Annotated in this window: 19 protein-coding genes; 7 read left to right on the forward strand and 12 right to left on the reverse strand. The window is 60.2% G+C overall.

The window, feature by feature from the left end; all coding sequences use genetic code 11:
- Positions 1 to 115: 115 nt before the first annotated feature.
- On the forward strand, positions 116 to 2,299 hold the full coding sequence (yccS, locus tag DYL61_RS02055; protein ID WP_135307004.1) for a YccS family putative transporter: 2,184 nt from the start codon (positions 116 to 118) through the stop codon (positions 2,297 to 2,299).
- 93 nt (positions 2,300 to 2,392) lie between these two features.
- Here the strand turns inward: yccS and DYL61_RS02060 are convergent, their stop codons facing one another.
- Positions 2,393 to 3,130, reverse strand: coding sequence for a substrate-binding periplasmic protein (locus tag DYL61_RS02060; protein ID WP_135307005.1), 738 nt, complete (start codon positions 3,128 to 3,130; stop codon positions 2,393 to 2,395).
- Positions 3,131 to 3,305: 175 nt separating this feature from the next.
- Between DYL61_RS02060 and DYL61_RS02065 the strand changes: the two genes are divergently transcribed.
- Complete coding sequence (locus DYL61_RS02065) at positions 3,306 to 3,758, forward strand: GNAT family N-acetyltransferase (protein WP_135307006.1); 453 nt, start codon at positions 3,306 to 3,308, stop codon at positions 3,756 to 3,758.
- A gap of 103 nt (positions 3,759 to 3,861) precedes the next feature.
- Here DYL61_RS02065 and DYL61_RS02070 read toward each other — a convergent pair whose 3' ends face one another.
- Genes DYL61_RS02070 through DYL61_RS02080 form a run of 3 tightly spaced genes read right to left on the reverse strand, consistent with a single transcriptional unit; the run spans position 3,862 to position 6,826 of the window.
- Positions 3,862 to 4,158: a winged helix-turn-helix domain-containing protein gene (locus DYL61_RS02070; protein ID WP_135307007.1), complete on the reverse strand. Its 297-nt coding sequence runs from the start codon at positions 4,156 to 4,158 to the stop codon at positions 3,862 to 3,864.
- Positions 4,159 to 4,177: 19 nt separating this feature from the next.
- Positions 4,178 to 4,678 carry a M48 metallopeptidase family protein gene (locus DYL61_RS02075; RefSeq protein ID WP_010207148.1) on the reverse strand — a complete coding sequence of 167 codons (501 nt, stop codon included), beginning with the start codon at positions 4,676 to 4,678 and terminating at the stop codon, positions 4,178 to 4,180.
- A 42-nt stretch (positions 4,679 to 4,720) separates the two neighbouring features.
- The gene (locus DYL61_RS02080; protein ID WP_135307008.1) at positions 4,721 to 6,826 is read right to left on the reverse strand and encodes a putative bifunctional diguanylate cyclase/phosphodiesterase; all 2,106 of its coding nucleotides are present in this window, start codon (positions 6,824 to 6,826) and stop codon (positions 4,721 to 4,723) included.
- Between the two features lie 309 nt (positions 6,827 to 7,135).
- Here DYL61_RS02080 and DYL61_RS02085 point away from each other — a divergent pair, with 309 nt between their 5' ends.
- Positions 7,136 to 7,801: a polysaccharide lyase family 7 protein gene (locus DYL61_RS02085; protein WP_135307009.1), complete on the forward strand. Its 666-nt coding sequence runs from the start codon at positions 7,136 to 7,138 to the stop codon at positions 7,799 to 7,801.
- A gap of 64 nt (positions 7,802 to 7,865) precedes the next feature.
- On the opposite strand, the gene DYL61_RS02090 is transcribed toward DYL61_RS02085, so the two are convergent.
- The 8 genes from DYL61_RS02090 to tkt all read right to left on the reverse strand — a co-directional run bounded on the left by DYL61_RS02090 (position 7,866) and on the right by tkt (position 15,855).
- Positions 7,866 to 9,137, reverse strand: a complete 1,272-nt coding sequence (locus DYL61_RS02090) for a type II toxin-antitoxin system HipA family toxin (protein WP_135307010.1) — start codon at positions 9,135 to 9,137, stop codon at positions 7,866 to 7,868.
- Entirely contained in the window at positions 9,130 to 9,393 is a 264-nt protein-coding gene (locus DYL61_RS02095) for a helix-turn-helix transcriptional regulator (RefSeq protein WP_238704512.1), read from the reverse strand. Before DYL61_RS02095 ends, DYL61_RS02090 begins: the two co-directional genes overlap by 8 nt.
- 126 nt (positions 9,394 to 9,519) lie before the next feature.
- On the reverse strand, positions 9,520 to 10,584 hold the full coding sequence (fba, locus tag DYL61_RS02100) for a class II fructose-bisphosphate aldolase (RefSeq protein ID WP_003177554.1): 1,065 nt from the start codon (positions 10,582 to 10,584) through the stop codon (positions 9,520 to 9,522).
- 276 nt (positions 10,585 to 10,860) lie between these two features.
- On the reverse strand, positions 10,861 to 11,196 hold the full coding sequence (locus DYL61_RS02105; protein WP_135307011.1) for an MliC family protein: 336 nt from the start codon (positions 11,194 to 11,196) through the stop codon (positions 10,861 to 10,863).
- 26 nt (positions 11,197 to 11,222) lie between these two features.
- Complete coding sequence (locus DYL61_RS02110) at positions 11,223 to 11,453, reverse strand: hypothetical protein (RefSeq protein ID WP_135307012.1); 231 nt, start codon at positions 11,451 to 11,453, stop codon at positions 11,223 to 11,225.
- A gap of 29 nt (positions 11,454 to 11,482) precedes the next feature.
- A complete protein-coding gene (locus tag DYL61_RS02115; RefSeq protein WP_135307013.1) occupies positions 11,483 to 12,646 on the reverse strand; it encodes a phosphoglycerate kinase in 1,164 nt (387 codons plus the stop codon).
- 17 nt (positions 12,647 to 12,663) lie between these two features.
- Entirely contained in the window at positions 12,664 to 13,719 is a 1,056-nt protein-coding gene (epd, locus tag DYL61_RS02120) for an erythrose-4-phosphate dehydrogenase (RefSeq protein WP_105697759.1), read from the reverse strand.
- Between the two features lie 138 nt (positions 13,720 to 13,857).
- Positions 13,858 to 15,855, reverse strand: coding sequence for a transketolase (gene tkt, locus DYL61_RS02125; RefSeq protein WP_135307014.1), 1,998 nt, complete (start codon positions 15,853 to 15,855; stop codon positions 13,858 to 13,860).
- Between the two features lie 259 nt (positions 15,856 to 16,114).
- Between tkt and DYL61_RS02130 the strand changes: the two genes are divergently transcribed.
- From DYL61_RS02130 to ligB, 4 genes are all read left to right on the forward strand, one after another.
- Positions 16,115 to 17,110, forward strand: coding sequence for an ArsR/SmtB family transcription factor (locus DYL61_RS02130; protein WP_135307015.1), 996 nt, complete (start codon positions 16,115 to 16,117; stop codon positions 17,108 to 17,110).
- 19 nt (positions 17,111 to 17,129) lie between these two features.
- Positions 17,130 to 18,320: a methionine adenosyltransferase gene (metK, locus tag DYL61_RS02135; RefSeq protein WP_105697756.1), complete on the forward strand. Its 1,191-nt coding sequence runs from the start codon at positions 17,130 to 17,132 to the stop codon at positions 18,318 to 18,320.
- A 222-nt stretch (positions 18,321 to 18,542) separates the two neighbouring features.
- Positions 18,543 to 18,896: a hypothetical protein gene (locus DYL61_RS02140; protein ID WP_135307016.1), complete on the forward strand. Its 354-nt coding sequence runs from the start codon at positions 18,543 to 18,545 to the stop codon at positions 18,894 to 18,896.
- A 98-nt stretch (positions 18,897 to 18,994) separates the two neighbouring features.
- Positions 18,995 to 20,656, forward strand: coding sequence for an NAD-dependent DNA ligase LigB (gene ligB / locus DYL61_RS02145; RefSeq protein WP_135307017.1), 1,662 nt, complete (start codon positions 18,995 to 18,997; stop codon positions 20,654 to 20,656).
- Positions 20,657 to 20,674 lie beyond the last annotated feature (18 nt).

The following is a 20,674-nucleotide window of genomic DNA, read 5'->3' on the forward strand; positions in this document are numbered from 1 at the left end:
CATTGGTTTTGTGGTGTGCTTGGGAATAATTTTCCAGGAGATGTGATCGCGACCCTTGCCGTGGCGTCACTGATGGGCCAACTTAACGGCATCGTCCCGGAAGACTCCAGACTTCATGTCATCGACCTCGTTCAAGCAGTCCCTGCGCCGTCTCTGGGCGCTGGATAAATTCAGCTACAGCATTCGAGTGTTCATCGCCCTTACCGGCAGCATGGCGCTGTGCTGGTATCAGGATGAGATGACGCTGCTGATCCCGCTGTTCCTGGGGATTATCGCCAGCGCCCTGGCCGAGACCGATGACAGCTGGCAAGGCCGCCTCAACGCGCTGGCGGTGACGCTGGTGTGTTTCAGTATCGCCGCGCTGTCGGTGGAGTTGCTGTTTCCCTATCCGTGGTTTTTCGCTATCGCCCTGGCCCTGGCCACGTTCTGCCTGACCATGCTCGGCGCCCTCGGCGAACGCTACGGCGCGATTGCGTCGGCGACGTTGATCTTGTCGGTGTACACCATGATCGGCGTGGACCAGCGCGGCGGCGCGGTCTCGGATTTCTGGCACGAACCGCTGCTATTGGTGGCCGGCGCCGCCTGGTACGGCGCTTTGTCGGTGCTGTGGCAAGCGCTGTTTTCCAACCAGCCGGTGCAACAGAGCCTGGCGCGGTTGTTCCGCGAATTGGGGCGCTACCTTAAGCTCAAGTCGTCACTGTTTGAACCGATCCGCCAACTGGATGTGGAAGCGCGCCGCCTGGAACTGGCCCAGCAAAATGGCCGGGTGGTCGCCGCGCTGAATGCGGCGAAGGAAATCATCCTGCACCGCGTGGGCAATGGTCGACCGGGCTCGAAGGTCAGTCGCTACCTCAAGCTGTACTTCCTTGCCCAGGACATCCACGAACGCGCCAGTTCCTCCCACTACCCCTACAACGCGCTGGCCGAAGCATTCTTCCACAGCGACGTCTTGTTCCGCTGCCAACGCCTGCTGCGCCAGCAAGGCAAGGCCTGCCAGGCCCTGGCCGAGTCGATCCAACTGCGCCAGCCGTTCATCTATGACGACAGCTTCGCCGAAGCCCTGGGTGACCTGAACGCTTCGCTGGAACACCTGCGCATCCAGAGCAACCCGGCCTGGCGCGGCCTGCTGCGTTCGTTGCGCGCGTTGGCGGCCAACCTGTCCACCCTCGACCGCCTGCTGGGTGACGCGAGCAACCCCGACAACCTGGCCGATGCCACCGACAGCAACCTGCTGGACCGCGCCCCGCGCAACCTCAAGGAAATGTGGACGCGCCTGCGCACGCAGATGACGCCGACCTCCTTGCTGTTCCGCCATGCGCTGCGCCTGTCCCTGGCACTGACCATCGGCTACGCCACCCTGCATGCGATCCACGCGTCCCAGGGCTACTGGATCATCCTGACCACGCTGTTCGTATGCCAACCGAACTACGGCGCCACGCGGCGCAAGCTCGGCCAGCGGATCATCGGCACCGCCATTGGCCTCACCGTGGCCTGGGCGTTGTTCGATCTATTCCCAAGCCCTCTGGTGCAGTCGATGTTCGCCATCGCCGCCGGCCTGGTGTTCTTTATCAACCGCACCACTCGCTACACCCTGGCCACGGCCGCCATCACCCTGATGGTGCTGTTCTGCTTCAACCAGGTAGGCGATGGCTACGGGCTGTTCCTGCCGCGCCTGTTCGATACCTTGCTTGGTAGCTTGATCGCGGGCCTGGCGGTGTTCCTGTTCCTGCCGGACTGGCAAGGCCGGCGCCTGAACAAAGTGCTGGCCAACACCCTGACCTGCAACAGCATCTACCTGCGCCAGATCATGCAGCAATACGCCGCCGGCAAGAGCGACGACCTGGCTTATCGCCTGGCCCGGCGTAACGCGCACAACGCCGATGCGGCGCTGTCGACGACATTGGCGAATATGCTGATGGAGCCCGGGCACTTTCGTAAGGAGGCGGATGTGGGGTTCCGCTTCCTGGTGCTGTCCCATACGTTGCTCAGTTACTTGTCGGGGCTGGGGGCACACCGCGAGACTCAATTGCCCGCCGACGTGCGCGAGCACTTGATCGAGGGTGCGGGGAATACGCTGGCGGCGAGCATCGATGAAATCGCTACGGGGTTGGCCAACAAGCAGCCGATTGCGATTCAAAGTGATGCGGAAGAAGCATTGGCGGCAGAGCTGGAGCAGATGCCGGATGAGATCGACGAAGGGCAGCGGTTGGTGCAGACGCAGTTGGCGTTGATTTGTCGGCAACTGGGGCCGTTGCGGACGTTGGCTGCGCATTTGATCAAGGATACCAGCGCCGGTTAGATCGTCATCGGGGGCAAGCCCCCTCCCACATTTGATAGGCGGCGCGGTCAAAATGTGGGAGGGGGCTTGCCCCCGATGAGGCCCGCAAGCGCACTACATTCCATGCTGCCTCACCAACCGCGCATAACTCCCATCCGCCTTCATCCTGGCAATCTCCCGATCAAACCCCGCCACGATCCTTTCATGCTCCGGGTTCTTCAAACTGACCAGGATATGCAGGCTGTTTTCACTCAAAGGCTTGGGTAAAAACTCCACGGCATTGCGCACCGTTACCGACTCGCGCGACAGGTAATAACGCGCCACGTACTCATCCTCCACCGTCAACCGCACCCGCTGCGCCGCGAGCATGCGCACGGCCATGGCGAAGTTGTGCACCGGGACTTTCTGCAACTGCGTGTCCGTATCAAACGGCGCCGAATAGGCATAACCGCGCACCACGGCGATGGGGTAGTCGTGCAATTGTTCAAGGTTCTGAAAGTCGATGGCATCGTCACGGTGCTTCAGGAACCGCACGCGATTGAGCAGGTATTCGCCCGAAAACTGCCCCAGCTGTGTGCGGGATTCGTCGTACCAGGCATTGACCAGCACGTCATAGCGCCCATCGCCCACACCCATCAGCGCACGGGCCCAGGGCACCTGTTCGAAGTCACTGGCATAGCCCGCTCGAGCCAAGGCCGTGCTGACAATATCGGTCGCCAGCCCGCCGTTGATCAACGTGGCATCGGTAAAGGGAGGCCAGGCATCCGCCACCAGGCGCAGGCGCTGGGCGAATACCGACTGGGACAGCAGCAACACTCCAATCAAAGCAACGGCACGAGCAAATCGCGGCATGCTTAACGTCCTTGGCGGGCACTGAGGATGTAACAGTAGCTGAAGATTACACAAACCCACGGGCCGCGAATGCACTCAATGATGTCAATTTGACTTCACTCACAAAAATAGCTGATTTAGACACAAACGCCGGCCGCGCTTACTATCAGGACAGTCACTTACAAGAGATCACACCATGACAGTCGAATGGGTCTGCAAACATCACACCGACCTGGGCAAGGAACAGCTGTACGCGATCCTGCGCCTGCGCGGCGAGGTATTCGTCGTTGAGCAAAAATGCGTGTACCAGGACATCGACGGGCAGGACCTGGAGGGCGATACCCATCATTTGATGGCCTGGAAGGATGATGAGTTGGTGGCCTACTTGCGTTTGCTCGATCCTGACTCACAGGGCGGTGATGTGGTCGTTGGCCGGGTGATCGTGGCGCCGGTAGCGCGGGGGACCGGGCTGGGGCATCAGATGATGGAAGAGACCCTTCGGCAGATAGAAGAAATCTGGCCGGAAACGCCGATTTTTCTGTCGGCCCAGGCGCATTTGCAGGGGTATTACGGGCGGTATGGGTTTGTGGTGGCGGGTGAGGAATACCTGGAGGACGATATTCCACATATTGGTATGCGGCGGGTTTGAGGCCGCCATCGGGGGCAAGCCCCCTCCCACATTTTGACCGCGCCGCCTATCAAATGTGGGAGGGGGCTTGCCCCCGATAGCAATGGACCAATCAACACATCACTCAGGGATACCCCAACACCTGCTTCACCGAATCCAGATTCGCCTCAATCCACCCCCGATCAATCGCCCCCCAGCTGCGAATCCGATAACACCCGGCATGGTTCCGCGCACCGTCCTCCTGCTCGAACTCACACACGATATCCAAGTCGGCCAACGCCGCAATCGTGTCCTGCGCCGTACGCCGGGGCATGCCCGTCACATCGGTCAACGCCGGCACACTGCTGGCCAGGCCGCTGTCGATCAAATACGCCACATACAGGCGGCGGTAGAAACTGCTCTTGGTCTTGCTCACTTCCATGGTCAATCGCCTTGTGCGGTCAGGGCTTGCCCTGCAGGTCGCGATACGTGAGATACACCCGCAGGTCGAATTCCACCTGATGGTAGCCCGGCATCATGTATTCACAGAGTTTGTAGAACGCCTTGTTGTGGTCCGATTCCTTGAAGTGCGCCAGTTCGTGCACCACGATCATGCGCAGGAACTCCGGCGCGGCTTCCTTGAACAGCGCAGCAATGCGGATCTCTTTCTTGGACTTGAGATTGCCGCCCTGCACCCGCGAAATCGTGGTGTGCAGGCCCAGGGCGCGGTGGGTCAGGTCCAAGCGGTTATCGAACAACACTTTGTCGATGGCCGGCGCGTTGCGCAGATGCTCCTGCTTCAAGGCCAGCGCGTAGGCGTACAGAGCCTTGTCGCTCTGCACGGCGTGACGCTCGGGGTAGCGTTGTTCCAGGTAAGCGCCCAACTGGTCCTTGGCGATCAGTTGACGCACTTGTTCTTGAAGGGCTGCGGGGTAGGCCTGGAGGTATTTCAGCGCGGTCATGGGGTCTGCAACAGGGTTCGAATGGGCGCCAGTGTAGCGAATTCAACGCAGACGAGGGTGCGACCAGCCGGCAACTTCGTCGGCCATCAACGGCTGCGCCGCCCACGCCCCCTGGATAAACGGGCAACCATTGGCTTTAAGCCATTGGGCTTGCTCGTCCGTTTCCACGCCCTCGGCCACCACCAACACATCAAAGTGCCCACAGAGCTGGATAATGCTCAGTGCAAACGCCGCATCCCGTGGCGAGCCCGGCAGGCGCGCGACCAATTGCGGGTCGAGCTTGAGGGTATCGAAGGCCAGGTCACGCAGGTGGGACAGGGAGCAATTGCCCGCACCAAAGTCGTCCAGCGCAATCCGCACGCCAACCTGGCGCAGCAACTTTAGCTGCTTGGCGGACTCTTCCAGGTTGCTCATCAAACTGTCTTCGCTGATCTCCACTTCCAACTGCCGCGCCTGCAACCCATGTCGCTCGAGTACCTGCTGCAACTGAGTGGCCAGGTTGGGCATATTGAACTGGTTGCTGCTCAGGCTCACGCTCAATACCAGTTCATCATCGAAGGTGGTTTGCCAGGCCTGGCGCTGGGCGGCGACCTGTTGGTAGATCCACGCGCTCAACTGGCTGATCAGCCGCGCCTCTTCCAGCAAAGGCAGGAACAGCCCCGGCGGCACGTCGCCGACACTCGGGTGCTGCCAGCGCAATAACGCCTCGACACCCCGCAAGCGGCCGTCCACCAGCGACACCTGCGGCTGGTAGACCAGGCTGAAATCCTTGTTTTGGATGGCTGTGCGCACGCTGTCTTCCAGCATCAGCCGCGAACGGGCGCGACCGTTCATTTCCTGGTCGTAGTAGCGATACTGCTGACGCCCGGCGCGCTTGGCTTCGTACATGGCGATATCCGCCGCACGCAGCAGGCCATTCAAATCCGAGCCACAGTCGGGGAACGTGGCAATGCCGATGCTCACGCCGAGCATCACCTCCAAACCGTCGACCTGCTGGCAAACCGAGACCCTTTCGATCAGTTTTTCTGCAATCTTCGCCGCCTGCTCCGGAAACTCCAGCTCCAGCAGCGCCGTGAATTCATCGCCGCCCATGCGCCCAAGAATGTCGCAGGAGTGCAGACAGCCCTGCAGTTGCTCGGAGACCCAGCGCAACACGCGGTCTCCGGCGTCATGGCCGAGGGAATCGTTGACCCGCTTGAACCCGTCGAGGTCCAGGTACATCAGCACCAACGACTGATCAGCGCGTTCACTGCGCAGCAGACTGTTCTCGACCGCCTGATAGAAACCGCGGCGGTTCAGCAACCCGGTCAACGGGTCGGTGACCGCCTGGAACTCCAGTTGCTGGTGCAGGTGACGCACTTCGGACATGTCCAGCACAGTCACCACCATCGCCCTCTGCTCCGCCGGCAATGGCGCGCAAGACAAGGCCACCGGCACTTGCTGGCCACGGCCCGTGCGCAGAATTGCGTCGTGCAGGCGCCAGGTTTCGCCCTTGCGGTAACCGGCGTACATCTGCGATTCCAGCCAGACGGGCACATGGGGCTTTTGCAGGAAATTGAGGAAGTCCTGTCCCTGCAACTCTTCCATCGTGGCGTTGAGCAAGCGTGAAATCGCCGGGTTGGCGTACTGGATCACGCCCTCTTGCCCCACCACCAGGATGCCCTCGGCGGCGTTGTCGAGTACCGACGCATTGAAGGCGCGGGCAGACTCCAGGTCGTGGCTCAGGCGCTGCAACGCCCGGCGATTGCGCTGGTGCTCCAGCAACGCCTGGACCTTGGGCTTGAGAATATGTGGGTCAAAGGGTTTGAACAGGTAATCGATAGCGCCACTGGCGTAGCCTTCAAGCACGGCGGCGGCGGATTGGGCGTTGGCACTGAGGAAGATAATCGGCGTCATCCGCGTACGCTGGCTGCCACGCATCAGGCGCGCGACTTCGAAGCCATCCATGCCAGGCATCTTGACATCGAGCAGCACCAAGTCGACTTCGTGTGCCAGCAACAACTCGAGGGCTTCCAGGCCGGAGCTGGCGGTAACCACCTGCCAATCCTCGCGCTGTAGAAGGGCGCGCATGCTGATCAGGTTTTCCGGGTAGTCGTCGACCACCAAAAGAACCGATCTGCTGTCGCCGGGGTGTGGAGCGCATTCCATGCTACGTCTCTTCCTTGGGAGCCATTCCGGTCAATTCTGAGAGAAAACCCGGACAAACTCTGAGGCCTCACTCTAGCCTCGGTTCCGAAAAATCAGAAGTACCTGGGTGCCATCATTGCGCCAAAGTTCAGGAAGCCGACTAACGGTCAGTCGCTGGAGGCCCCGTTCCATGGGAAACATGGCTTTTTGACATTCTGTTGGCGCCAATAAATTGCCAGTAAATGTTTAACAACCCGACGAGCACCGCCTATAAAGAACCTGTCTGGCCCAAGGGCCAAAGTTGTTACCCCCTGCAAAAAGGCACACGCCATGATCGACCTTTCCACTTGGAATCTGAGCATTCCCGTCGGCTCCCCACCGGCGACCATCGAAACCCCCAGGTTGATGAGCGGCTTCAACGACCAGTATTTCCAGGCCGAAGGCAGCAACGTGCAATTCTGGACCCCCGTCACCGGCACCCGCACCGAAAACGCTATCTACCCGCGCAGTGAATTGCGCGAAACCTACGCCGACGGCCGCCTGCGCAACTGGACCTACCCCGACGCCGACAACTTCCTGCGCGCCACCCTGGCGGTGAACCAAGTGCCGTCCAGCGGCAAGATCGTGATCGGCCAGATCCATGCCTATGACAGCCAGAAACCGCTGATCAAGCTGGAATACCAATTCAAGGAGAAAACCCAGACCGGCAACATCGTCGCCAAAGTGCGCATGCGCCCGGACGAAGACGAAAGCCGCGTGATTATCGTCGCGTCGAATGTGCCGCTGGAGAAGAGCTTTACCTATGTCATTAATCTGAATAAAGCCGGGCTGCTCAGCGTGTATGCGGCGGATGGTGAGTGGAATGAGCGCATTGGTGCAGCGTGGGGCGCCAAGCCGTTGTATTTCAAGGCAGGGGCTTATGTGCAGGACAACAGTGGGGATACCAAGGAAGGGGCACGGGTGACGTTTGCCAAGTTGGATATTGATCACGACTGAACGCCGCGAGGCCAAATCGCAGCCGCAAAAAAGCCCGCATCACTGCGGGCTTATCCATCAGCCTTCAATGCACACGCTTCACTACCGGTTTTCGCCTCATGCCCGACACCACTGAGTCATGAAGCGCCATCGCTCGCCCTGCATCCCACTCACTTTGCATCGTGGAAAACAGCCCACTATCAATTCGCGCCTGATGCTCGTTAAGCGCTTCGGACATCGCTTGAGCAATACGTTCAATGATCAGTCCAGGATTTTCCACACCACAGTGCTTGCGACCAAATTCAAGCAACTGCTGGCGGTCCGGGTAGGCCTTGACCTTGTTCATCTTGATCGCCAACGTGCGGTCGACCAATGAACGGCCAGATTTGGGATTGTAGTTTTCATAGGCTGTGGTCGTAGTGACATCAAACACCGGCGCCAATTGCACCGTCTCCGGGGCGCCGGGATGGTCATAGAGCACACCGAAATTTTTCAGATGAGCATCGCCATTACGCACCATGACCGACAGGCAAACGGAAGAGAAAAACCGCTCAAGCTCGCGCAACGGATCACCGTGCTGGCAAACAGTACTGATCACTGCTGCGAGCGTTTCATAACTTTGCGAATACTTGTAATTGTCGTGCGGATCTTTGTTCAGCCCCAGCAGTACTGCCATGTCTTCAAACCCCAACCTGCCGGTTTGGGTAAGGTCAAAGCGCTCCATCACAAAAAGATCACCGCCGTCAGACAACCAGCATCGCGGTGTTTGCAACCCCGCAAGGCGAGCAGCCTCCAGGCAAAGGAATTCGTTCTGGGCCAGGTGGGCGTACTCGTCAGCACCGGATTTCACAATCAGGTCGGAGCTGAGCAGGGTTTTACGGCTACCGCCCAGCTTATCCAGGTCAGGCACCAAAACCTTTGGCTGCACACCTGAGATCCCTGATTCGAAATAGGTCTCCACCAGAAAATCAAACACCCTCTGCGAGGCATCTGCCGACAAAATTTCCTGCAACCCCACCTGCGCCCTTACTGGGGCAGACGTTTCCAATGGGTTCTCATAGCTCAGCCGACCAATCTGGTTGCCACCGATAATCGAGAGCAAGCGCATTTCATCCACTTGCATGTGCTTGGCCATTCGGCGCTTGATCTGATCAGCCAGGAAACCTTCGGGCACATTCATATCGAAAATCGGATGCAGCACGTTGCTGACGGCAGGTGTCGGGTCATAGGGCATCACCAGCGACACCTCACGGGAGGCCTCGACTGAGGCATAGGCGAATGAAAACTGCGAGCCTTTGGACAATTCGCCTGCACTCCCCTGAGGGGTGTCGATGATCAGTCGTTTGATCTTACTCATCCTGATCCACCAGTTCGGCAAGGGACTTGAGATCGATCCGCCTGTCCACGACCTCCAAGGCCATACCCAAGGCAGTAATGACTCTGAAAACGGTGTACATGGCGACGTTTTCACCGGCCTCGAGATCGATAATGGTCTTACGGCTGCACCGTGCCTTTTCTGCAAGCTGTTGCTGGCTGTATTGCTTTGCCCGACGCAATTGCCTGAGCCGCTCGCCAAAAGAGGGGGGATTGGTGATGAGCAAAATGTCACCCATATAGGACTTTTTGATTGAATAAACAAATTATGTCCACTATGGCGGACATTTCAAGCGCCTTACGTCCGCTAAATCACCCACAAAAAAGCCCGCATCACTGCGGGCTTCTTTTAAACGCTTGAGGCCTTAGTTGACCTTAGCGTTCAACTCACCTTTCAGGTAACGCTGATACATCGCTTCCAACGAGATCGGCTTGATCTTCGAAGCATTACCCGCAGTACCAAACGCTTCATAACGCGCGATACACACATCACGCATCGCAGTCACAGTCGCGCCGAAGAACTTACGTGGGTCGAACTCGCTCGGGTTGGTGGCCATCAGGCGACGCATGGCACCGGTGGACGCCAGGCGCAGGTCGGTGTCGATGTTGACCTTGCGCACGCCGTACTTGATGCCTTCGACGATTTCTTCAACCGGCACGCCGTAGGTTTCTTTGATGTCGCCGCCGTACTGGTTGATGATCGCCAGCCATTCTTGCGGGACCGAGGAAGAACCGTGCATCACCAGGTGGGTGTTGGGGATGCGTTTGTGGATTTCCTTGATGCGGTCGATGGCCAGCACGTCGCCGGTAGGCGGCTTGGTGAATTTGTAGGCGCCGTGGCTGGTACCGATGGCGATAGCCAGGGCGTCAACTTGGGTCTTTTTCACGAAGTCGGCGGCTTCTTCCGGGTCGGTCAGCATTTGGCTGTGATCCAGTACGCCTTCAGCGCCGATGCCGTCTTCTTCGCCGGCCATGCCGGTTTCCAGGGAACCCAGGCAGCCCAGCTCGCCTTCAACCGAAACACCACAGGCGTGAGCCATGGCCACGGTTTGTTGGGTCACGCGTACGTTGTACTCGTAGTCGGTCGGGGTCTTGCCGTCTTCGCCGAGGGAGCCGTCCATCATCACCGAGCTGAAGCCCAGTTGGATGGAGCGCTGGCACACGTCCGGGCTGGTGCCGTGGTCCTGGTGCATGCACACCGGGATGTGCGGGAACTCTTCGATGGCCGCGAGGATCAGGTGACGCAGGAACGGCGCGCCAGCATATTTGCGGGCACCGGCCGAAGCCTGGACGATCACGGGGGAGTCGGTCTTGTCAGCGGCTTCCATGATGGCGCGCATCTGCTCAAGGTTGTTGACGTTAAAGGCTGGGACGCCGTAGCCGAACTCGGCTGCGTGGTCCAGCATTTGACGCATGCTGATAAGTGCCATTGTGTTGTCTCTCCCGGTCGAGGGTCGTTAATCGTGCAAGCCTGCCGTAGCGGCGGCTGCTATTCAAGTTATTGCAGGTCAGGGTTTGTATGCCTGGCTTGCTGAATCGTTATTGCTGCGGTACTGATCCAAATTCCAACCTGGAACCGAATCGAATGTGGGAGGGGGCTTGCCCCCGATGACAGTGGTTCAGCCAGTACACAGGTGCCTGACAGACCGCTATCGGGGGCAAGCCCCCTCCCACATTTGGATCTCATTTGTCTTGAGATCGGGTTCTTACTGGGCTTTGCAGCCACGGCCGATCAAGTCGTCAGTGGCAACCCAGTAAACCAGGCCTTCCTCACCTTTTGTGTGAAACGCCAATTGGTCGTTGGCGTACAGCACGCCCGAGGCGGCGACGTCCTGTTTAAGGCGGTACACCTGGTCGGAACCGCCGAGGCGTACATCCACCTCGGATTTAGCTGGGTTGGCAAAGCGCCAGTTGACCTCGGCCTTGCTGTCGCAGGTCCAGGTGGTCCACTTGTCCGCAGGCTCAGCCTTGCTACTGAACATGTTCATGCTGCTGCAACCGGCCAACAAGGCCAGTGATGCCAGGGCGATAACGCCTTTCATTGCCAATCCTCGTGTGTTCTGACCCGTCAAGGGCAGCCCTGTTCCTGACCGTTGGGCGCGGCGTCGTATTTCTCCAGCCGTTCGTTGCCGATACGCTTGTTGATCACCGGCATGGTCTCGGCTTGCCAGTCAGCCTGGTAGCAGCTTTTTTTCGGCTGCGTGGCCGAAGGCTTTCCTGCCTCCGGCGCCGCGCCTGGCGTGCTGCCGCAGCCGGCCAACAGGCCCGCTGCGATCAGCAGTGCCAACGACTTGATCATGGGAACACTCCTTTTCCGGATCACGCGCCTTAGCCTTTGGCTCGGGTTTCCAGCACTTCAACGGCCGGCAGTACTTTGCCTTCGACGAATTCGAGGAACGCGCCGCCACCGGTAGAAATGTAGGAGATCTGATCGGCAACGCCATATTTGTCGATGGCCGCCAGGGTGTCGCCACCGCCGGCAATGGAGAACGCTGAGCTTTCGGCAATCGCCTTGGCCAGCACTTTGGTGCCGTTGCCGAACTGATCGAACTCGAACACGCCCACCGGGCCGTTCCACAGAATGGTCTGGGACGCTTTCAGCAGTTCGGCGAAGTTGGCTGCAGTTTGCGGGCCAATGTCCAGGATCATGTCGTCGGCGGCAACGTCAGCGATCAGCTTGACGGTGGCTTCGGCGCTTTCGGCGAATTCCTTGGCGACCACCACGTCTACCGGCAACGGCACGCTGACCTTGGCGGCGATGGCACGGGCGGTGTCCAGCAGGTCCGGCTCGTACAGCGATTTGCCCACCGGGTGACCGGCTGCGGCCAGGAAGGTGTTGGCGATGCCGCCGCCGACAATCAGTTGGTTGCAGATCTGGCTAAGGCTGTTGAGCACGTCCAGCTTGGTGGAGACTTTGGAACCGGCCACGATGGCCGCCATTGGTTGCGCCGGCGCGCCCAGGGCCTTGCCCAGCGCATCCAGTTCAGCAGCCAGCAGCGGGCCAGCCGCCGCGACCTTGGCGAACTTGGCCACGCCGTGGGTCGAACCTTCGGCGCGGTGCGCGGTGCCGAAGGCGTCCATCACGAACACGTCGCACAGTGCAGCGTATTGCTGGGCCAGTTCGTCGCTGTTCTTTTTCTCGCCCTTGTTAAAGCGCACGTTTTCGAACAGCACGACGTCGCCGGCTTTAACGTCAACGCCACCCAGGTAGTCAGCCACCAGCGGCACGTCGCGTCCCAGGGCTTTGCTGAGGTACTCGGCTACAGGCTTGAGGCTGTTTTCGGCGGAGAACTCACCTTCGGTCGGACGACCCAAGTGGGAGCAGACCATCACGGCCGCGCCTTTTTCCAGGGCCAGCTTGATGGTCGGCAGCGAGGCCAGGATTCGCGCATCGCTGGTGACAACACCGTCCTTGACTGGGACGTTGAGGTCTTCGCGAATCAGTACGCGCTTACCTTGCAGATCGAGGTCGGTCATCTTCAACACGGTCATGGGTCGCAGTTCCTGAATTACTGTTGAGGTTGTTGAGTAGCGATGTGCAGGTAGTGTCCCGCAACATCCAGCATGCGGTTGGCAAAGCCCCATTCGTTGTCGAACCAGGCCAGGATGTTCACCAGCCTCGGGCCGGAAACGCGGGTCTGGCTGGCATCGACAATCGCCGAATGCGGGTCATGATTGAAGTCACAACTGGCGTGGGGCAACTCGGTGTAGGCCAGCAGGCCTTTGAGCGGGCCGCTGGTGGCGGCGTCGCGCAGGATCCGGTTGACCTCCGTCGCATCGGTGTCGCTGACGGTTTGCATGGTGATGTCCAGACAGGACACGTTCACCGTCGGCACCCGTACGGCTTTGGCCTGGATTCGCCCGGCAAGTTCCGGCAACAGTCGCTCGATGCCGCGCGCCAGGCCTGTGGACACCGGAATCACTGACTGAAACGCCGAACGCGTACGGCGCAGGTCTTCGTGATGATAGGCGTCGATCACTGGTTGGTCGTTCATCGCCGAGTGAATCGTGGTGATCGACACGTAGTCCACGCCAATTGCCTGATCCAGCAGGCGCAACAACGGCACGCTGCAGTTGGTGGTGCAGGAGGCGTTGGACACCAGCAGCTCATCACCGGTCAGGCAATCCTGGTTGATGCCATAGACGATGGTGGCGTCGACATCCGCCTCGCTGGCCATCGGCTGGGAAAACAGCACACGCGGCGCGCCGGCGTCAAGGAAACGCTGGCCATCGGCACGGGTGTGATAGACACCGGAACACTCCAGCACCAGGTCGACGCCCAGTGCTTTCCAGTCGATGCCTTCGGGGGTGGCACTGCGCAAGACCTTCACGCAGTTGCCATTGATATGCAGACAATCGTCCTCGACCCGCACTTCGCCGGGGAAACGGCCATGGGTGGAGTCAAAGCGTGTCAGGTATTCGATGCTGGCCATGTCAGCCAGATCGTTGATCGCGACAATTTCAAACCCGGCCGCCGCCCCTCGCTCGAACAGAGCACGCAAGACGCAACGACCAATGCGGCCGTAGCCGTTGAGTGCAACTTTGTAGGGACGCGGTTGAGGCATGGGGTTCTCGATCAAGGTTAGTGCGGTGCTGAATGTTCTGACGCCATCGCGGGCAAGCCCGCTCCCACATTTAGACCGCGATCCAATGTGGGAGCGGGCTTGCCCGCGATAGCGCCAGTGCAGACAACGCAGACTGACTTAGTCTTCCAGCAGCTCTTCAGCCTGACCCAGGATGTTGTCCAGGGTGAAACCGAACTCTTCGAACAACGCAGCTGCCGGCGCCGACTCACCGTAGGTGGTCATGCCGATCACGCGGCCTTCCAGGCCCACGTACTTGTACCAGTAGTCGGCGTGAGCCGCTTCGATGGCGATACGCGCGCTGACCTGCAACGGCAGGACCGATTGCTTGTAGCTGGCGTCCTGGGCTTCGAACACGCTGGTGCAGGGCATCGACACCACACGCACCTTGCGGCCTTGCTCGGTCAGTTTGTCGTACGCCTGAACGGTCAGGCCCACTTCGGAACCGGTGGAGATCAGGATCAGCTCCGGCTCGCCAGCGCAGTCCTTCAACACATAACCGCCACGGCTGATGTCGGCGATCTGCGCATCGGTACGCACTTGGTGTTGCAGGTTCTGACGCGAGAAGATCAGCGCCGAAGGGCCGTCCTTGCGCTCGATGGCGTGCTTCCAGGCCACGGCGGATTCCACCGCGTCGGCTGGGCGCCAGGTGTCCAGGTTCGGTGTGGTACGCAGGCTGGTCAGTTGCTCGACCGGCTGGTGCGTCGGGCCGTCTTCACCCAGACCGATAGAGTCGTGGGTGTAGACGTGGATGACCTGCTTCTTCATCAGCGCGGCCATGCGCACAGCATTGCGTGCGTATTCCATGAACATCAGGAAAGTCGCGCCGTAAGGCACCAGGCCACCGTGCAGGGACACACCGTTCATGATGGCGCTCATGCCGAACTCACGTACGCCGTAGTACATGTAGTTGCCGCTGGCGTCCTCAGCCGTCACGCCTTTGCAGCCTTTCCACAGGGTCAGGTTGGAACCGGCCAGGTCAGCCGAACCGCCGAGGATCTCAGGCAGCAGCGGGCCAAAGGCGTTCAGGGTGTTCTGGCTGGCTTTACGGCTGGCGATGGTCTCGCCCTTGGCCGCGACTTCGGCGATGTAGGCCGAGGCTTTTTCCGAGAAGTCGGCAGGCAGGTCACCGGCCAGACGACGGACCAGCTCGTTGGCCAGCTCCGGGAATTCGGCGGAGTAGGCAGCAAAGCGCTGGTCCCACTCGGCTTCGGTGGCCAGGCCTTTTTCCTTGGCATCCCACTCGGCAGCGATATCAGCCGGGATTTCGAACGGACCGTAGTTCCACTTCAACGCTTCACGGGTCAGGGCGATTTCCGCGTCACCCAGTGGGGCGCCGTGGCAGTCTTCTTTGCCTTGCTTGTTCGGCGAGCCGAAACCGATGGTGGTCTTGCAGCAGATCAGGGTTGGCTGCGCGCTCTTGCGAGCGGTGTCGATGGCGGTCTTGATCTCTTCCGGATCGTGGCCGTCGACGTTGCGGATCACCTGCCAGTTGTAGGCTTCGAAACGCTTCGGGGTGTCGTCGGTGAACCAGCCTTCGACTTCGCCGTCGATGGAGATGCCGTTGTCATCGTAGAAGGCGATCAGCTTGCCCAGGCCCAGGGTGCCGGCCAGGGAAGCGACTTCGTGGGAAATGCCTTCCATCATGCAGCCATCACCCAGGAACACGTAGGTGTGGTGGTCGACGATGTTGTGGCCGGCGCGGTTGAACTGCGCGCCCAGGACTTTTTCTGCCAGGGCAAAACCCACGGCGTTGGCCAGGCCTTGGCCCAGGGGACCGGTGGTGGTCTCGACGCCTGGGGTGTAGCCGAATTCCGGGTGGCCCGGGGTGCGGCTGTGCAACTGACGGAAGTTTTTCAGGTCGTCGATGGTGACGTCGTAGCCGGTCAGGTGCAGCAGCGAGTAGATCAGCATCGAGCCGTGGCCGTTGGACAGCACGAAGCGGTCACGGTCGGCGAACGATGGGTTGCTCGGGTTGTGTTTCAGGTAGTCACGCCAAAGTACTTCGGCGATATCCGCCATGCCCATTGGGGCACCGGGATGGCCGCTGTTGGCTTTTTGCACGGCATCCATGCTGAGGGCACGAATGGCGTTGGCACGCTCACGACGGCTGGGCATCGCTGATCTCCTGGGGTTTGCTGAAAAGAAACGGAAAAAAGGACCGGCATTTTCCCTCAGCCACCGCCTGCGGGCAATGACAGATAGTCACTTGAGGGTGTTTTTCCTGTGCATTGGGCGCCATTGCCTTGCAGAAACCGGCCACTCGTTCGTCTAAAGGTTATAGCGGCTGCTTATAACCGCCACTTATCGATCAATATCAAAACTTTTTGATATTGGCCTTGCAGGGATATCCCCCCGTCTCTAGACTGCTGGCCTTATGAATCTACCCATGCCCTCCCTGCGTCCCGACGACGGCGATGAACTGGCAGCCTTGTGCAAGGCCGCTGGCGATCCGTTGCGGTTGAACGTATTACGGGCATTGGCCAACGATTCCTTCGGCGTACTGGAACTGGCGCAGATCTTCGCCATCGGCCAGTCCGGCATGAGCCACCATTTAAAGGTATTGGCCCAGGCCGACCTGGTGGCCACCCGCCGCGAAGGCAATGCGATTTTCTACCGCCGCGCCCTGCCCCACACCGACCTGCTCGGCGGCAAGCTGCATGCTGCCCTGCTTGAAGAAGTGGACGGCCTGAGCCTGCCGACCGACGTGCAGGCGCGTATTGGCCAGGTTCATGGGCAACGCGCCGCAGCCAGTCAGGACTTTTTCGCACGGGTCGCCGAGAAGTTTCGCGCCCAGCAAGACCTGATCGCCGGCCTGGCCCAATACCGCGACAGCGTACTGGCGTTGCTCGACAAACTGAGCTTCAGTCATGAAGCCACGGCGTTGGAAGTCGGCCCTGGGGATGGCGGTTTCCTGCCGGAGCTGGCGCGGCGCTTTACGCAAGTCACGGCGCTGGACAACAGCCCGGCGATGCTCGAACTGGCACGCCAGCTGTGTGAGCGCGAGGCATTGGGCAACGTCAACCTGCAGTTGGCTGACGCGCTCAATGGCACACCGATCAAGGCCGATTGCGTGGTGCTGAATATGGTCTTGCACCATTTCGCCGCCCCCGCCGACGCCCTCAAGCAAATGGCCGGGCTGCTGCACCCCGGCGGTAGCCTGCTGGTTACAGATTTATGCAGCCACAACCAGAATTGGGCCAAGGAGGCCTGCGGTGATCTCTGGTTGGGTTTTGAACAGGACGATCTGGCCCGTTGGGCCACCGCTGCGGGACTCGTTCCCGGGGAAAGCCTCTATGTAGGCTTACGTAATGGTTTCCAGATCCAGGTCCGCCATTTTCAGCGACCGGCTGGCGACACTCACCATCGGTAAATATCAGGAAAACATCGAGATGAGCGAATACTCCCTTTTCACCTCCGAGTCCGTGTCTGAAGGGCATCCGGACAAAATCGCCGACCAGATTTCTGACGCGGTGCTGGACGCCATCATTGCTGAAGACAAGCACGCCCGCGTGGCCTGCGAGACTCTGGTGAAAACCGGCGTAGCGATCATCGCTGGCGAAGTGACCACCACCGCCTGGGTTGACCTGGAGCAGATCGTTCGTGACGTAATCACCGACATCGGCTACACCAGCTCCGACGTCGGCTTCGACGGCGCAACCTGCGGCGTGATGAACATCATCGGCAAGCAGTCTCCCGACATCAACCAGGGTGTCGACCGCGCCAAGCCAGAAGACCAGGGCGCCGGCGACCAGGGCTTGATGTTCGGCTACGCCAGCAATGAAACCGACGTGCTGATGCCAGCACCGATCACCTTCTCGCACCAACTGGTGCAACGTCAGGCCGAGGCCCGTAAATCCGGCCAACTGCCTTGGCTGCGCCCGGACGCCAAGTCCCAGGTGACCTGCCGTTACGAAGGCGGCAAGGTGGTGGGTATCGACGCCGTTGTCCTGTCGACCCAGCACAACCCGGACGTGTCCTACGCCGACCTGCGCGAAGGCGTGATGGAGCTGATCGTCAAGCACGTGCTGCCGGCTGAACTGCTGACCAAGGACACCCAGTTCCACATCAACCCGACTGGCCAGTTCATCATCGGTGGCCCGGTAGGCGACTGCGGCCTGACCGGTCGCAAGATCATCGTCGACAGCTACGGCGGCATGGCCCGTCACGGCGGCGGCGCGTTCTCGGGTAAAGACCCATCCAAGGTTGACCGTTCGGCGGCGTACGCCGGTCGTTACGTGGCCAAGAACATTGTCGCGGCCGGCCTGGCTGAGCGTTGCGAGATCCAGGTGTCCTACGCCATCGGTGTGGCCCAGCCTACGTCGATCTCGTTGAATACCTTCGGCACCGGCAAGATCAGCGATGACAAGATCGTGAAGCTGGTGCGTGAGATCTTCGACCTGCGCCCTTACGCGATCACCACCATGCTCGACCTGCTGCACCCGATGTACCAGGAAACCGCAGCCTACGGCCACTTCGGTCGTACCCCTGCGCAGAAGACTGTCGGCGACGATACCTTCACCACCTTCACCTGGGAAAAAACCGACCGCGCCAACGACCTGCGCACTGCCGCCGGCCTGTAATCGCTCTCGGTACATCAAAGCCCCGTCAGGTTCGCCTGGCGGGGCTTTTTAGTGCGCGGCCATTTGCGCGATGATCTTCACGTTTTTTGGATCCAAACCTTGCAGGCCCAATGATGGCCCTCTAGAATCCGCGCCCTCTCGGGCCCTTCACCTTATTTGGATATTGCATTGCGCCTGCCCGGGATTCATAAGCGCGCAAGCAATCGAACATTGAGGTTTTCCATGCGCATCTCCACGCTCGCCCCTGCTGCCCTGTTGCTCAGCCTGTTTGCCCTGCCCGCTCACTCCGGCACCGACCTGAGTGCACTGAGTGGCGCCCTGAGCTCCCAACTGGGCGGCGGCAACGCCGGCGACTGCCAGCAACACGCCAAGGACCTGCAAACCAAGATCGATGCCGCCGAAGCCAAGAACGACACCCTGTCCGTAAAGGCTTTTAAAGCAGCGCAAGACCAGGTCAACAAAGGTTGCAACAAATTGGCTGAAACCCAGGCCAAAGCCGATGCCAAGCAGCAAACCACCGAGGCCAAGGCCGACAAGAACGACGCCGTGAAAGCCCTGGGCGGTCTGTTCAAGTAAGCAGAAACACCCGGTAAAAAGCCCCGCGCCGTCGGGGCTTTTTTGTGGGCAATGGGATCCTTTAGGCTGGGCACCCTTTCCGGGCAAGGATGCTCACAATGCTTCGAATGATGGCTTTTTTACTCTGTGTTTTACCCGTTTGGGTCTCTGCCGAAAACTGTCCCGATGAGCCTCAGGCCCAGGTCGATCACCTGGCCACGCACATCAGCCAGTGGGACGACCGTTATCACCGACTTGGCCAATCGCCTGTCAGCGATGAACTCTATGATCAGGCCCGACAGCGCCTTGACCGCTGGCGCGAATGCCTGCCCCACCCTATCGCAACCTCCGACCATCCGCTGGCGACTTCGCGAGGCTCTTTGCCTCACCCCGTCGCCCATACCGGCCTGGAAAAACTGCTGGATGAGCAGGCCGTCGGCACCTGGCTGGGTACGCGCCAGGATGTATGGGTCCAGCCCAAGGTCGACGGCGTTGCCGTGACCCTGGTGTATCGCCAGGGCCGGTTGGGCCAGGTGATCAGCCGTGGCGACGGTGCGCTTGGCCAAGACTGGTCAGCCTCTGCGCGCAAGATCCCCGGCATTGTCCAGCAACTGCCCGAACCCATCGACCTGGTGCTGCAAGGTGAACTGTATTGGCGCCTCGATGACCATGTGCAATCCGCCCATGGTGGGCTCAATGCCCGTAGCAAAGTGGCCGGCTTGATGAACCGTCGACAGCTGAGTGACACCGATGCTGCGGGTATCGGCCTGTTTGTCTGGGCCTGGCCTGATGGTCCGGCCTCTTTTACCGAACGCATTGCGACGCTAGCCCGCCTGGGCTTCAGCGATAGCCAGCGCTACAGCCAGCCCATCCAGCACATCGGCGATGCCGCGCATTGGCGCACCTTTTGGTACAACCATCCATTGCCCTTCGCCAGTGACGGCGTGGTGTTGCATCAAGCAGCGCGCGCACCCGCCGAGCGTTGGCAGGTCAGTGCGCCGTACTGGGCGGTTGCCTGGAAGTACCCGGTCACCCAGGCGCTGGCGCTGGTGCGCAAAGTGCACTTCAAGATCGGTCGCACCGGACGCATCACCCCGATGCTCGAACTGGCGCCGGTGCAACTGGATGACCGACAGATCAGCCGCGTCAGCGTCGGCTCATTGAAGCGTTGGCAAGCGCTGGATATCCGCCCTGGCGATCAAGTGTCCATCAGCCTGGCAGGCCAGGTGATTCCTCGGCTGGACGAAGTTGTCCTGCGCGCCACTTCAAGGGTTGGCCTGCCCGTTCCCGATCCTCATGACTTTCACGCCCTGAGCTGTTGGCAACTGGACCCCGGCTGCGAAGAACAGTTGCTCGCGCGCCTTACCTGGCTCAGTGGCAACCAAGGGCTGGCGCTGCCCCATATCGGCCGCGAGACGTGGAACGTATTGATCCAGGCCGGTCTAATCGCAAGCTTTCTTGATTGGTTGACCCTGGACCCGGCAGAGCTTGCTAACATTGAGGGCTTCGGTGATCGCAGCCGCGCACGGGTGCTAGAGAGCCTCCACAGCGCGAGGCAGCGGCCCTTTGCACAATGGCTCAAAGCCTTGGGTGTACCGCCTGCGGCACGTAACAACCTGGAAGGTGACTGGCAGACGCTGGTTGCCAGAGACACCCAAGGCTGGCTGGCCATTGATGGCATCGGCCCGGGCCGTGCGGCGCAATTGAGCGCCTTTTTTCACGACCCGCAAGTACAGGCCTTGGCTGAAACACTACACGTGGCCGGCATTGACGGGTTTTGAACCCGACCCGGCTATCAG

The organism is Pseudomonas nabeulensis (assembly GCF_004682045.1).
Classification (GTDB): domain Bacteria; phylum Pseudomonadota; class Gammaproteobacteria; order Pseudomonadales; family Pseudomonadaceae; genus Aquipseudomonas; species Aquipseudomonas nabeulensis.